This window comes from Acidisoma sp. S159, assembly GCF_009766125.1.
Taxonomy (GTDB): domain Bacteria; phylum Pseudomonadota; class Alphaproteobacteria; order Acetobacterales; family Acetobacteraceae; genus Acidisoma.
In genome coordinates this window covers 487356-501886 of the sequence record NZ_LMUG01000067.1, presented here as the reverse complement: position 1 = coordinate 501886, position 14531 = coordinate 487356, and the positions used below count along the sequence as shown (strand labels likewise).

13 protein-coding genes are annotated in these 14531 nt (G+C 58.9%); 2 read left to right on the top strand and 11 right to left on the bottom strand.

The genetic code is table 11. The features are described from left to right. Nucleotides 1-345: 345 nt before the first annotated feature. A complete protein-coding gene (locus tag GSQ92_RS24995) occupies nt 346-1866 on the top strand; it encodes a cyclic nucleotide-binding domain-containing thioredoxin-disulfide reductase (RefSeq protein ID WP_216856931.1) in 1521 nt (506 codons plus the stop codon). A 305-nt stretch (nt 1867-2171) separates the two neighbouring features. Here GSQ92_RS24995 and GSQ92_RS24990 read toward each other — a convergent pair whose 3' ends face one another. The 11 genes from GSQ92_RS24990 to GSQ92_RS24940 all read right to left on the bottom strand — a co-directional run bounded on the left by GSQ92_RS24990 (nt 2172) and on the right by GSQ92_RS24940 (nt 13220). Continuing rightward, entirely contained in the window at nt 2172-2729 is a 558-nt protein-coding gene (locus GSQ92_RS24990; RefSeq protein WP_158801355.1) for a hypothetical protein, read from the bottom strand. An 895-nt stretch (nt 2730-3624) separates the two neighbouring features. Beyond that, complete coding sequence (locus tag GSQ92_RS24985; protein WP_158801357.1) at nt 3625-4779, bottom strand: acyl-CoA dehydrogenase family protein; 1155 nt, start codon at nt 4777-4779, stop codon at nt 3625-3627. Nucleotides 4780-4957: 178 nt separating this feature from the next. Then, the gene (locus GSQ92_RS24980; protein WP_158801359.1) at nt 4958-6214 is read right to left on the bottom strand and encodes an amidohydrolase family protein; all 1257 of its coding nucleotides are present in this window, start codon (nt 6212-6214) and stop codon (nt 4958-4960) included. A gap of 45 nt (nt 6215-6259) precedes the next feature. Next, nucleotides 6260-6562 carry a GAF domain-containing protein gene (locus GSQ92_RS24975; protein WP_158801361.1) on the bottom strand — a complete coding sequence of 101 codons (303 nt, stop codon included), beginning with the start codon at nt 6560-6562 and terminating at the stop codon, nt 6260-6262. 203 nt (nt 6563-6765) lie between these two features. Beyond that, nucleotides 6766-7689 (bottom strand): carbon-nitrogen hydrolase family protein, encoded by a 924-nt coding sequence (locus GSQ92_RS24970; RefSeq protein WP_159014189.1) that lies wholly within the window; start codon nt 7687-7689, stop codon nt 6766-6768. Between the two features lie 32 nt (nt 7690-7721). Continuing rightward, nucleotides 7722-8411, bottom strand: a complete 690-nt coding sequence (locus GSQ92_RS24965) for an ABC transporter ATP-binding protein (protein ID WP_158801365.1) — start codon at nt 8409-8411, stop codon at nt 7722-7724. Then, on the bottom strand, nt 8404-9213 hold the full coding sequence (locus tag GSQ92_RS24960) for an ABC transporter ATP-binding protein (RefSeq protein WP_158801367.1): 810 nt from the start codon (nt 9211-9213) through the stop codon (nt 8404-8406). The genes GSQ92_RS24965 and GSQ92_RS24960 overlap by 8 nt, the downstream gene beginning before the upstream one ends. Then, nucleotides 9200-10147: a branched-chain amino acid ABC transporter permease gene (locus tag GSQ92_RS24955; RefSeq protein WP_158801369.1), complete on the bottom strand. Its 948-nt coding sequence runs from the start codon at nt 10145-10147 to the stop codon at nt 9200-9202. Before GSQ92_RS24955 ends, GSQ92_RS24960 begins: the two co-directional genes overlap by 14 nt. Nucleotides 10148-10196: 49 nt before the next feature. After that, on the bottom strand, nt 10197-11078 hold the full coding sequence (locus GSQ92_RS24950; protein WP_158801371.1) for a branched-chain amino acid ABC transporter permease: 882 nt from the start codon (nt 11076-11078) through the stop codon (nt 10197-10199). A gap of 45 nt (nt 11079-11123) precedes the next feature. Further along, nucleotides 11124-12338: an ABC transporter substrate-binding protein gene (locus tag GSQ92_RS24945; RefSeq protein WP_158801373.1), complete on the bottom strand. Its 1215-nt coding sequence runs from the start codon at nt 12336-12338 to the stop codon at nt 11124-11126. A gap of 63 nt (nt 12339-12401) precedes the next feature. Continuing rightward, complete coding sequence (locus tag GSQ92_RS24940; protein ID WP_158801375.1) at nt 12402-13220, bottom strand: IclR family transcriptional regulator; 819 nt, start codon at nt 13218-13220, stop codon at nt 12402-12404. A gap of 271 nt (nt 13221-13491) precedes the next feature. Between GSQ92_RS24940 and GSQ92_RS24935 the strand changes: the two genes are divergently transcribed. Further along, complete coding sequence (locus tag GSQ92_RS24935; protein WP_158801377.1) at nt 13492-14397, top strand: NAD(P)-dependent oxidoreductase; 906 nt, start codon at nt 13492-13494, stop codon at nt 14395-14397. The last annotated feature ends 134 nt before the right edge of the window (nt 14398-14531 follow it).

Here is a 14531-nt window from a genome sequence, read left to right as displayed (position 1 = left end):
CGCATCTCGCGTCCGGCCAAGCGGCCGGGTCGACACGCGATGAGATTCCCTCTTGCGGATTGACGCCGCGGCACTGCACCCGGACAAAATCGCTGCTTTGAGGTCGATGATTTCTGCGTCGACCCCCAGGAGCCATTGCGCAAGCGTACGAAACTAGAGCAAGGTTCAATTCTACAAACCGCCTGCGACATTGCGGAAAAAACATGCTCACAATCGATGATATTCTCACCGTGCCGTTGTTTTCATCATTGGGGGGCGGCGGAACTTGGGCGTCTCGCACAGACTTCCGCTGACATTCATCTCCTCGCTGGAGAATTCGCCGTCCCTGAAGGGGGTGAGCGTGCGTTGTTCGCAGTACTCGCGGGCAAGATGGAGGTCGTCAAGACGATCGACGGGATTGAACGCAGGCTTGGCTGGCGTGTCCCGGGCACCATTTTTGGCGAGGTTCCGCTCGCCCTTGGCACACCATTTCCTGGCGGCTATCGCGCCTCAGAACCCTCACGCGTTATGCGTGTGGACATGCGTCAATACTACACCATTGCCGCCATGGCGCCCGAGTTCTCGATGAAGATGGGGGCACTCGCGCGCGAGCGGTTGGGGGGATTGCGGAGCATTACCGCTGAACCGCCCAAAGCGCGTGTCACCGTCGTCGGGCCCCGTTGGGACGCCGTCTGCGGCGACTTGCGACGCTTCCTCGACCGAAACCAAGTCAGTTTCGAGTGGCTGGCACTCGATGCGCCGCATTTGCCGGCGGCATGGCCGGGCCCCCCGCCCATCGCCCAAGACTGCCCGATACTGCGACTGGCGGACGGAACGGTGGTGAGCCGGCCGAACACACGCGAAGTCGCGCGTTTGCTCGGCCTGCAGACAAGCGCACGCGCTGCTGAATACGACACGGTCGTAATCGGCGCCGGGCCGGCCGGACTTGCGGCAGCCGTATATGGGGCGTCCGAAGGGCTCCGAACCATCGTCGTAGAGCGTGAGGCCCCCGGCGGCCAAGCGGGGACCTCCTCGCGGATCGAGAACTATCTGGGGTTCCCCAACGGTGTTTCAGGCGACGAACTCGCAAGCCGCGCATTGCTGCAGGCGCGGCGGCTTGGCGCGGAGATACTGGTAACGCGTTCGGTTCGCAATATCGATCCAGTAACGCGCGAAGTCCTCCTCGATGGCGATGAGGTCATCAGCGGCCGCACAGTGATCCTTGCTACTGGAGTCGCCTGGCGCCGTCTTGCCATAGAGGGTTTTGAACGGCTGATCGGTAAGGGGATCTATTATGGCGCCGCACGCAGTGAAGCTGGCGCGACCAATGGCATGGATCTCTATCTTATCGGCGCGGGAAATTCGGCCGGTCAGGCCGCGATATATTTTGCCAACCACGCGCGGCGCGTGACGCTCGTTGTGCGGGGCGAGTCCCTTGAAAGAAGCATGTCGCAATACCTCCTCGATCAGCTGCGTACGAAATCTAATATTGCTGTCCTCCTGAGGTCGGAGGTTACGGCTGCACATGGTGAGGCGAACTTGACAGAGATCGACGTTCGCGACGGCGCCACAAGTTCGGTTCGCCGCGTCGCCTGCAATGGCCTATTCGTCTTTATCGGTGCGGATGCGGAGACAGATTGGCTGCCGGCCGCGATCTCGAGGGATGCGCGAGGTTACGTGTTGACTGGTGACGACGTGGTAAAAGCTGGGGTATGGTCGCAACCACGTGATCCCTACCTGCTCGAAACAAGTGTGCCCGGTGTTTTCGCCAGTGGCGACGTCCGATTGAGTCCTGTTAAGCGGGTTGCGGCCGCGGTGGGAGAAGGAAGCATGGTCATTGCCTTCATCCACCAGTTTCTTCAGCAGGCCGGAAGGCAAGCACCATAGAATGTCACTGAATTGGTTGCCCAGGAAAGGTAGCCTAGAAGCCACCCCTTGCAGAATCCGCCCGGCGATCGGAACGGGATAGACGATCGGCACGCGAGAAGGAGTTCTATCGTGTGTAGAACCTGATCCTGAGCGTTTTAGATAGCTCAGTCGATTAGGCCGCGAAGGCTCCAGTGGACCGCAGCCCCGTAGAGCTGGATTGTCGATAGAGCGTCAGCCGACCTGGCGGAACTGGCCGGGCGGCGTCTCTCGTGCCGGCGGTCATTCGTCCTTGCTCTGCTTCAGCAAATGCCAGCACCAAACATCTAGGGTGGACTCAATAGGACCTGGAACTCCGAGACGGATTCTTTGCGAAGCCAGGGGTCGATCTCGTGTCTTTTTGCTGGACCGTTGTGATCGACAGTGCGTCGCAGCAGGCGAGCAATATATTCCATCGCCAATTGGTGATCCTGCTTCATAGCCTGTTGAAAGTCGTTGCCATCCACCGAACCGACTTTACCGAGCACAAGCTCCTTGAGCTCCTGTCCAAACGCCATTGAGTTTGCGCTGACTTGCCACGCACCCGCTTCGATGGTGTCACGTGTGACGGACGTTGGGTTAGTTGTATCGACACCCGCATTCCAATCCCATGAGGACTCGAAACCGGCGAGGACTCGCATGACTTCCAACATAGCGGCACGACGATGGCTAATATTCTGCCAAGGACCAAGAACGCCGACTATGTTTGAATAGATGTCTGTATTTGAGTTGGCAGCAAAAATTTCGTCTGGCGCCGTTCTGCCCCAGGCAACGAGTTGGTTGAGAAAGCTGTCCGGTGGAACGCCTCGGTTGAGGACTGCGTCTTTCATTGCCTGAAAGGCCATAAATATTCCTCTCCGCTAGATCAGCGCACGGGGGCGTCGACGCTTCCATGTGTCGGAGTTTCTCATCGTTCAACCTCCTCCGAGTCCCAATCAGTTGGCACGATAGCCTGTCTGGAGACGTAACATAGTGTAACACTGAAGGAAAAGACAGCCAAGGATTTGATGCAGTTTTTTGTGGGGGAGTACTCACTATGGCGTATCGGACACGACGCCCGGAACGATTGCGTTGCGCTCGCGCAAGCTCGAGCGCGCCAAGCGGCGCAATGCGAGCCTGGTCATTCTCGGTCCCGTTTTCGAGCTTCAGCGGCAACACGTAAGTGGCACCAATCAGGACGATCTGTGCCTTAGAGAGTCGATCTGCATCATCCTCGGGATTGCTTTGCTCGGACACCGGCCCCGTCCCTCCAGAAACCGATCACCAAATGCCGCTCGCACAGGGTCGGGACGATGTGGAAAACCCCAGAGCACGTTTACGGTTGGCGAGGACAATCCTCCACCCGACAGATCGGTGAAGGGACTCTGAAACGCCCTGCGATTGCGCCACACGTTCTCTTCTCAAGCCGACTGGCAGCCATGGGCTCCGGGATGAGTCAGGATCGAGCCGCTTGCCCGGCGACCGGCGCGTTGGCGCGGCCAAGTGACAGGACACGCGCCACATCACGCGCTCCTCCACCCAATCCCTTGGCGATCGTACGACTTTCTCGTGCGAACTGAGGCATCGGGATTGCCGACGCTGCACTATAGAGTGAATACGTGAGAAGGGTGTTTATCGCGTGTTGACATTCAAACGATAAAATGTGGAAGGTGCCGCGTCTTGCGTTGCACCGCACGATGAAGAAGGTCTCGCGATTGGAGCATATCAGACGGATTCAATCCATATGTCGCGTGCAGGAAGTCACAAAAACAGCGGGCCAGTTTCGAATCCCAGCAGTCGTTTGCCCACCAATTCGAAGTTGGCTCGCCTTGCCTGAACCTGCTGGGCAACCGCATGAATATCGCGTAATCGCCGCGCAAACGGTTGGTTTACTAGGATCGCCGTCGCACCGGCTTCGTGGAATAAGATGTCCGCAACGGCCAATGCTTCGTGAATCGCGAAGGTTGTATTGCCGCGGAGACCGATTTCCCGCTCGTTGTCCATGGGCATGCCGTAAATCTCACCGAGAGTGTGGTGAAGGTTGATGCGTGCCGAGTTGAGCCTCGTAGCGGCATGGCCAAGCAGCGACTGTATCGCGTCGCTATCACGCATAGGTATTAATCCCTGAGGCACCTTGTTCCGAGCCATGTCGATAAACGCGCCTAGGATCGCGCGGGCAAGGCCGACCGCGACTGACGCGAATGCTATCGGATAGACAGCCGCTAGCGGAATCCGATAGAGCGCTCCTGGGTGAGGAGCAGGAACGGTGCGCTTGAATAGATACGCGTTCGGGACGAACACGTCGCTGACTTCATAGCTGTCGCTGCCAGTGCCGCGCAGGCCAATTGCGTCCCAGCCGACGGTGACCTGACAGGATGCCTTTGGAAATACAAAAGTGCGGTAGCTAGGACTTCCGTCCGGCTCCAAGCTTTGGCTGCCGTCGGGCGTCTTGATCGGCGCCTGGCCGCCTAGCCAGGTCGCATGGCGCGATCCTGAGGCGAACCCCCAGCGGCCGCTAACCCGGAAGCCGCCCTCGGCAGGGATAGCCTGCCCGTTGACCCCCGCTCCCCAGGCAAGGACTATGCGCCGGTCCGAAAACATCCTCTGTGCCTCATCCGGCGGCATGTAAGCGGATGTCATGTTGCTGACCGCGTTCTGGCCCAAGCACCAGGCGGCACTGCCATCGCCTTCAGCGACCGCCTCAATCACGGCCGAAAAGGTCCGCAGATCGACTTCGGCCCCCTCTAGATCCAGCGGAATCAACAGACGAAACAGGCCAGCATCGTGCAAAGCCTCCACCACGTTGGTCGGAAGCTCGCTTTCCGCATCGCATCGTGGCCCAGCAGCATTCAGCATTGGCTGAAGTAACTTAGCTCGAGCGACCCAATCGATCTTAGTGACCACCACTTCAGCCATATCTGTTGTTACATCCGTTGTGTAGGCACGACGTGCCAATGCTTCGTTCGACGTCCAGCGTTCTGTCTAGTGCTGTTGCGTCGTATCACTATCTCTGCCTCCGGCGGCACGTTGAAACCTCTCGCGGCTGCGCGGGCCAGGGGCTCGACGCCCCACCGACTATATGACCACCCTGATGTTAATGGCTAAGCTGATCCTTTACGATCCGACCCGCTTGCACAATCATCGGCATAAAGCGGCCCTGACCCGTCAATTGCTCGATCTCTTGGAGCGGATTTCCTTCGACCACGATGAAATCCCCCCGAGCGCCGACGGAGACGCAGCCGATCTGCCCTTCCATGCGCAACAGTTTCGCTGCATCTGCTGTCGCGCTGCGGATGGCCTCGCGCGGTGAGAGCACACTGGCGCGAATAACGAACTCCTCAGACTGATGACGGTGCATCGGTCCGAGAAGATCCGTACCATAGGCCATCATCAACCCAGCCTCCCGCATGATTTCGAGGCTCTTCAAACCCGCCAGCCTGACATCGTCGATCTTGGCAATGGATTCGGGCGGCAGGCCATAATCTCGGCCCTCCCTCTGAAGCATGTCATAGGTCACCAGCGTTGGGCAGGCGATGGCGTTTGATCTGGCCGCCAATTCTGCCGTCTCGGGCGTAATCAGATTGCAATGTTCAAGAGATCGGACGCCGGCTTGCACGGCGCGCCGGATCGCGGGGTCGGTATACAGGTGGGCAGACACATAAGTTTGCGCATTGCGGGCCTCCTCGACCGCTGCCTCCATTTCCGACAGTGAAAAACTGAGAAAGTCGATCGGGTCGCTAGGAGAGGAAACACCACCATTGGCCATGATCTTGATGAATTCAGCGCCCGCCTTGATTTCCTGACGGCAGGCGCGCCTCACCTCATCGACACCGTCGCAGAGTCGGCCCATGGCTCCCAGCCGGCGCGTATAGTATTGGCTGTCTCGTTCATCGAACGGACCGCGATAATCTGTGTGGCCGCCGGTCTGCGATAATGCCTTGCCGCAGATGACGAGCCTCGGTCCTACAAAATGACCCTCCTCGACCGCCATCCTCAGCCCGATATCAGCGCCACCCATATCGCGGACAGTCGTGAACCCGCGCATGAGCATGCCGCGCATAATGCCCGCCGACTTCGCAGCGATAAGAGAGTCCGGCAGCAACGCATTCGCCCCGAGATTGGCAGATGTCGCAATGACGTGGACATGACAATCGATCAAGCCGGGCATGAGGGTTTTGCCCGCTAGATCAATCTTGCGTGCCGCGCTTGCCGTAATTTTGACGTCCGATACCTCGGCGATCCGGCCGCCTTCGACGATTACGCTCATCGACTCTCGGGGTTCGTCCTCGATGCCATCGACGATGCTGGCGTTTTCAAATAGCAAGGATTGTGGAGCGTTGTTGGCGGTCATGCTTGTTCCCATGATGAGTGAGAAGCCGCGCGGGCCAGATCGTGGTTAGGGTTGCTGTGACTTCGTGGCGAGTAGCGGTCCCACCAAAAAGCCCGAAATAGCTTCGAGTGCCTCGAGGTCCGAGGGCCGGTAGGCGTCAGCCGCATCCAAAACATTGATCGCGCCCAAAACCGCACCGTTCCAACTCACTGGCGAGTTTATGCAAGCCGCGCATCCGAGCGCCGCTATCAACTCATGGTCGGGAAAAGCCCAGCGCATGTCTTCCGCGCTCGCGCCCAGCCACGAGCGGCCGCTTCCTAGAACCAAGGCGCCCCACGGCGTCGGACCCATGCGCTTGCGGGCGGACATGGGGTATTCCTGAGGTCTGCTCGAATAAACCCGCTCCACCTCATCTGCGCCAGCTTCCCAGGCAAGTATAGTGAACAGCCTATGTCCGAAAATCTCGGCGCAGAGTTCATCAAAAGCGTGGAACGCAGCATGCGGCTGCCCGGTCCCGCCGGCGGCTCGGCTGAGGCGTGCCGCCCAATGGTAGGGGTGCGTTTCCGTCGCCATTACTCCGCCGCCAAACCCGAACGAGGACCGCATCGACGATACTCTTGGTCGACGAGCGCGCCGTAGTGCTCGGGCCGGCGGTCTTGCAGAAGGTTCAAGCCGAAGAAGCCCGCAGTTCTGGATTGCAATACGACCTCTTCGAGATCGGCCTTATGAATGACGAGACCTTCCTCGTTGGCAAGGTAAGCGACCACTTTGCCGTAGGGATCGACGACTTGGGAACCGCCGTAATAATCGAGCTTTTGTGAATAGGCGCCGGTTTCGCAATGGTTCGCAATAACGAGCCACGACTGGTTGAAGAAGGCGTTCCCTTTGGCGGCAAGATCCATGGCATAGCCATGGTAGTCCGTCTCGCGATCATGCCCCTTCATCGGCCACGCATTCGACATTAGAATCAGATGGGCACCGCGAAGAGCAAAAGAGCGTATCAATTCCGGGAAGCAGAGATCATAGCAGATGATGCTGCCGACCTTGCCGTGACTCGTTTCGAAGACCGGGGTGCCTTCACCCGGCGCGAAATACGGAAACTCGAATTGGTTATGTACCTTTCGATACACGCCGATCAGCCCTTCCGGCCCGATCAGAGCCGTGCTGTTGAAGATAACATTCCCATGTACCATCCGCTCAGCCATGCCGACTTGGATAGTCATCGTCAGCCGCTTGGCTAATTCGGCGATCGCGTCCGTTGTAGGACCCGGAATCGTTTCCGCTTCGCGATAGTAATACTGCTTCTGCTCCGCACATTCGCTGCTACCGACGGGAAAGGCGAAGTCGGCGTAGCCCTGCAAACCCACTTCCGGCAGAACCAGGATATCGACGCCTTTGGTAGCGGCCTCGTCGGCCATTTCAACCATGTGCCTCAGATTCTCCCGCTTATCGCGAACGATCTTCATGTTGGCGGCCGCCAGAGTGGTTTCGTTCATGTCTTGTCCTGCTTGTTCCCAGACCTGCCTTGTCAATTGCCGAACGCAAGGCTGACAAGCTGGTCCACCTCGACTTTGTTTTCGGTGGCTATTCTCGTGACCGAATGGCCGGTGCGGATGAGACAGAGTTCGTCCGCGAACGCACTGGCCCGTGGAACACTTTGCTCGACCAAAAGGATTGTCAATCCGGTATCGCGCAATCTCGCCAGATGCGCGTAGATCTCGTCCACGATCGCGGGAGCGAGGCCTAGCGAGGGTTCGTCCAGCAAAAGAAGGCGTGGCCGTTGTGCGACCGCGCGCGCCAAGGCCACCATCTGCTGTTGACCACCCGAGAGCTGTGACACTTTCTCGGTAAGACGGCCGCTAAGCGCCGGAAATTGATCGAGAGCATCATCTAAGCGGCGATGCAGCGAGGATGCCAGTCCCACTAAGATGTTTTCACGAACACTCATGCGCTGGAACATCCCGCGACCCTCGTGAACGACGCTGATGCCGGTCTCTCTTACTCGCGAATGAGTCGGAAGTGAGGAGACATCCCTGCCGGCGATCGATATTTTGCCTGCCGTCAGAACAAGACCCAGGATCGCGCGAATCGTCGTCGTCTTACCCGCGCCGTTGGTGCCGATCAAAGCGAGACATCGTCCGGCCTCAAGCTGAAACGAGACATCGAACAGCGCTTGGGTCCGCCCGTACCAGGCCTGGAGATTATTCACCTCAAGCATGGTGCACTTGGTCCCCAAAATAGGCGCGCCTGACCTCAGGGTCGTCCAGCACATGACCCGGGTCGCCCGTCGCAATAACGCTGCCCTGCGCCAGCGCCACGCATTCCGAGCACATGCGACGGACAAGATCGACATCGTGCTCGATCACGATCATCGTGAAGGGCGATACCGCATGATAGGCTTGCAAAGTCTCAGTCAGCTGCCGCCGTCCGTGAGCGTTCAGTCCCGCGGCGGGCTCATCGAGTAGGAGCACCTTTGGTCTCACCACTAGGATACGCGCCAATTCGACGAGACGTCGAGTTGCGAAAGGAAGTTCTGCTACGGGCCGGTGAGCAACCGATGAGATTCCAAGTCTCTCGGCGATTTCCGCTGCAGCTCCCCGATCACGCCTCCACGAACGGCGCTGCGCTGGAAGATTGAAGAGTTGCGCGAAGATGTTTGGCTGGCTCGCCCGTTCGCATCCCACGAGGATATTGTCGAATGCGGTTTCCCCCTCCAGAAGGCGGACGGTCTGAAAGCCTCTCACGACACCGTAATGAGCCCGTTGAGCCGCTGGGAGTTTGGTCAGCTCGGATCTGTCAAGCTCGATTGTGCCTCGCTCGACCGACGCGAAGCCCGAGATCGCGTTCAGCAGAGTCGTCTTGCCAGCACCATTTGGCCCGACGAGGCCGGTGATCACATGCGGCCTGAAGACAAGGCTGACGTCTCTCACGGCAGCGACACCGCCGAAGCTCACACCAATCTGCCGAAGCTCAAGCCGGCCTTCGCCGCCCATGCTGGACAACGGCTCAACCTCCGGCACGACCGCGTCTCCCACGGACCGCCCAGAGGGTCTCGCCCAGCTTCTCCAAGCTTCCGACCAGGCCACGGGGAATCGTCATCGCGACCACGATCATCACAGCCCCTCCGACGATTGGGAACAGGTTGGGATAGCCGATCGAGCTGAAGACTTCCGGGACGAGGACGATATACAGCGCGCCGCACCATGCACCGAGTACCCGACCGCTGCCGCCGAGGATAACCGCCACAAGAAAGTTGACTGAGCCGAACAAGTCGAAGGTCGTCGGCGACACGAAACCCACGACATAGGCGTAGATCCACCCGGCAGCCCCGGCGAGTATTGCCGAGAGAATGAACGCCGCAATCTTCGTGCGTACGATGGGGATGCCGACCGACGCTGAAGCGAGCTCCGAGTCTCGGACCGCCAGCATTCTTCGCCCATACTGCGTCTTCCCGAGCTGAACACACATGACCGTTGCCAACAGCGATGCAATGGCGGCCAGTGCGTAGCCATCAAGGGGCTCGGACGAGTCGAAGGGCCCGAGCGTGAGCGGTTGCACCGTCATGCCTTGCGAGCCACCCGTCAGATTGCTGGCATGGTCAATGAGCCAGACGAAAAGCTCGCCGAAAAGCAGCGTGACTAAAGCGAGCCGCAGCCCCGACAAGCGCAGAGTAGGAATTGCGACAAGCGCACCAACTATGACGGCAAGCCCCAGGACGAGAACGGGCTGCAAAACAACGGGGACGCCGAAGGTGTTCGACAATGCGGCAACGTATGCGCCGATTCCGAAGAAACTCGCATGGGCGAGAGAGAGCTGTCCGGTGCGCCCATAGAGGACATCCAGGCCGAGCGTCGCGATCGCATAGATCATAACCTGCGTCACGACATACAGGTAGTACTGGCCGATAACGAAAGGCAGCAGGGCCGTGATGACTATGAAGATACCGAAGCCCAACCACTGACTCCGGTCTTGATGTGAAGAGACCGAATGATCGGATACCAATTCAGGCACGGGCTTCATGGCGTTCATCGAGCAGCCGCTTCGGGACAGCGGCGAGAATCACGATAACGAGGATGAAGAGGGCCGGAACACCGCCAGCCTCGCCGAACAGATACATAGCCCAGGACTGATACAGCGCGATACCGAATGCGCTCAGCATCGGCGGCCAATACCGGTCGAGCCCGCCGATCATGCCTGCGATGAACACATTGATAACAATCGGGGTCATGTAGAAGGCATTGACTGACAGGCGAGCGGCGAACATCATCGCCCCGACCGCAACGAACACGCCGGACACTGCCCAGGCGGCCGTGCGTAGGCCGCGGACATTGATGCCGACGCTCTGTGCCACGGAGGGATCGGCAGCGGCGGCCCTCAGCGAAACACCGAGGCTGGTGCTGTTTAAAACGAAATAGCCTCCGATAGCGACCGCCACGCCAAGAACAACGGCGAGCACGTCGTTGCCGTTGACGAAGATGTTTCGTGAGAGGACTGGCACGTCGGTGAGGAGCTTGAGATAGCTTTGCGCGCTCGCCCCGAAGACGAGTTGCGCAAGCGCGGTGAGGAACAGGAGTTCTCCGAGAGTCACCACGACGTCGAACCCCTGCTGAGGTGGCAGACGCCGTATGATGAGCAGATCCGTCAGGGCAGCAATCAAGACCGTCACCCCGATCCCGATGAGGACGGCAAACCAGACAGGCAAGCCAAACTCGCTGTAGAGTGCGTAGCTCGCGAAGGTGCCCAGCATTCCGGTCGGGCCGTAAGCGAAATTGATGCTCCGGCTGACCTGAAATACCAGAATGATACCGAACAGAATGACCGCGTAGAGCGACCCGGTGGCCAAGCCACCGAGCGTCACCTGAATCGCGTTGGCGGAACTAAACATCCTCGCTGCGACGCTACCCGTGATCGCGCGGTGCAATGCGCTGGATCACTGCGATTGGACTTCCGTGAACGGCGTCACCTGAGGGGTATCTTCGCCTTTGATCTCAACCAGACCAATGGCGTTCACTCCTTGCCTTCGGTCCGGACCGAAGGCAATTGGTGGCACGATGCCCGTCTGGAAGTCGCTCATGCTCTCAAGCGCCGCCATCAGGCAGGAACGGGTCAAAGCTTTGGCTTCTTGTAACGCCTTGACAGTGATCTCAGCTTGAGCCCATCCGAGTTCTTCGAATGTGCCCGGCGCACGGCCAGTTTCCTTCGTGAACTGCTCGACAAACTGTTTGACGAGTGGATCCGGGCTGTTGATGGCAGCGGTCTCCTGAGCGACGATCATTCCTTGAGAGACATCCCCGAAGGGCTTGATGTAGTTCTTGTCATCCATGCCGGCCCATGCGGCCGTGCGCGGGCTGTAGCCTATGCGATGCATCGCCTGCAGCAGCTGCCCTGTATCTGTGTCGGTCAGAATCAAGAACGTCCAGTCCGCATTGTTCTCGCGCAACTGCGTCGCGATTGGCGTGAAGTCAGGTGTTCCTGGGACCTCTGGAATATACTGCAGAGTCGTGCCGCCGCTACCGATGGCCTGCTCTATGCCTTTCTTCGCATCATCGCCGACATTGCCCTGGACACCGACGAGACTGATCTTCTTCGGCTTATAGGTGTCGATCACGTATCGCGCCATGATCTGAAACTCGGTGATGTAATCAACACTCGTCATGAAGACGTAAGGCGTCTTCATCGTTCCCAGCTGACTCGCCGGCGAATAGGGAGCGATGGCAGGGACTTTCTCCCGCTGCAGAAAGGGAACGACGGCAAGAAAGTTCGGGGTCCCTTCGCCGCCCGCGACGGCAAAAATCTCATCGCGTTGAACAAGCGTCCGCATCTGCTGCTGCGCGACGGCTGGAGAATATTGGTCATCGAGCACTTTGAAGTTGATCTGGCGGCCTTTGACGCCTCCGGCCTTGTTGATCATCGTATAATACGCTTTGGCGCCTGCGGCGGCGCCTAGCCCGGTAGCCGCGGCTGAACCTGTCAGGGGCATTGTTGCCCCGAGCTTGATTTCGGTCGCGCTAACACCTGGCGCGGCCTCGTCCGGATTGCATACCGCGGCAGCAAAGGAGGGAGTCACCGAAGCCATCCAAAGCACGATCGTACAGGCTTCCGCCCAACGAACCTTCGTAGGCCCGGCAATATTGTGTTTATTCATACTGGTCCTCGCCCTCGTATGTTGCAGTCTTGCTGGCAGGAAAACTGTCGTGGTTTGCTGGCTCTACCCGAATGCATAGGATGGGCTGAGCGATTGTACTTTCCTCTGGACTTGGTAGGCATAGTGCGGGGCAATGCGGCGGTTTATGGCCTGGGCCGCATCGAGCACGGCGTTGCCAAGTTTTTCGATTTGATTGGAATCTGTGGTATCGCGCAGGAAGCTGACGCTGATGCCGGCTAGCGGTTTACCGGCAGCGTCAAGAAGGGCTGCGCCCACCGCATAAACACCAGGTAAGCTCTCCTCAAGGGCCGGTATCCAGCCTTTCACGCGATACTCCTCAAGCTGCTTGTTCAACAGCGACCGGGTATTGATCGAGTTCGGCGCCAAACCCGGGAGGGTCGAATTCCCCAAAAGCAGATCGATCTGTTCGGGCGGCGTTTGCAGCAGTATGGCTTTACCAAAAGCTGTTGTGGAAATCGGAAGCCGATCGCCGACCGCCCAAATAAAGCGGACCGGCGCTCGCCCTTCGAACGTGCTTACTATGACGACGTCCTGACCTTGAAGGACACCCATATACACGGTATGGCCAGTTCGTTCCGCAAGATCGCGAAGAATCTCATGCGAGAAATTTGTCAGCCTATTGCCAGCAAGATAGGTCGCGCCCAGTTCGCAAGCGGCAATACCTATGCGGTATTTGAAACTTCCTATACTACGCTCGAGAAACTGGGCTTGCTCAAGCGTCGCTACGATGCGCGTTACCACGCTACGCGGGAGCTCGAGAATGCTCGTCAATTCCGCGACCGTTAGTTCCGGCCTGGCGCGGCTGAACGAGCGGAGCACCCGCAAGGTTCGCTCCGTCGTCTTGAGGGTATCGACGGCCATAATGTCCGATATCCGGTCATGACACTCGCGTATAGGTCATGCTACGGTCGCGCGGAGAAGCCTGTCAAGACGCTTGTCCACAACCGAAAGGCTCCGGCCGCAGTGTGTGGCCGTTCCGCATTGGGAGAAAGTTCTTGACCAGTAGCAAACGAATGATCTTCCGGTCGGCGCCATCCATAGTTGAGAATGTGACGAGATTTCAGGCAAAGGTCAGGTTACAGCGCCGGGGGCAGAATACCTGGGAAATCTTTTTCCGAGAGGATGAACGAGCATGAGGCTAGGCTTGATCGGGCTCGGCAATATGGGTCTGCACTTCGGCACCAGGCTTCTGCGAGCGGGGCACGAGGTCGTCGTATTCGATCTTGACCAGGACGCGATGAACCGGCTGCATCGCGACGGGGCGATTGTGGCCGAGAGCGTGCGGGATCTGGCCGCACAGGTGCCGATCGTCTTCCTCAGCCTGCCGACGCCGGAGATCGTGGCCAAGGTGGCGACCGGTGCCGACGGCGTGATCACGGAGACCGATACCCGCATCGTCGTCGACCTGTCGACTACCGGCCCCACGATTACACGACTGGTCGCGGATCGCCTCGACGCAGTTGGCAAGCTCCTGCTTGGAGCGCCGGTGAGCGGCGGCACCGTCGCCGCGGAAAATGGCACGCTGACCGTGATGGCGGGCGGCCCGCGTTCGGCATTCGACGAGGTCGAGCCCGTGCTCGCCGCGATCGGTCGGAGTATCTTCTATCTGGGAATTGATCCCGCGCTCGGGCAGACGATGAAGATCATCAACAACACGCTCTGTGCGATCTCGACTCTGGCTAGCTTCGAACTACTGGTGTTCGGAACGAAGGCGGGCCTTAACGCAAAGACGATGCTCGAAATAATCAATGTCTCCAGCGGTCGTTCCTTCGCGACGCAGGAGAAGATTCCGCAATGCGTACTGAATCGCAACTTCCCGATGCGCTTTACGACGGATCTGATCCACAAGGACGTCAAACTATGCATTGAGGAAGCCGAGCGCATGGGCGCTCCTCTTTGGCTGAGTCCGGCGGCCAAGCAGATCCTGGCTTTCGCGATCAGCCAGGGCGATGGTCCGCGAGACTATGCCCACGTCATCGAGCATTTCGAACGCTGGTCGAACGCTCAGTTCGGCGCTGCTGGCCCGGAAGAAGGCTGAGTATCATTTCCCGCCGAATAAGTTTCCTCTCCGTGCTGCGGCGGATCGGACCTGAGTAAGACCGTCGGATATGGAGTCTGAATCGGCCTATCGCCCACGGCGAGGGCAAAAGGCGGGATTTCGCGAGCCGCTTG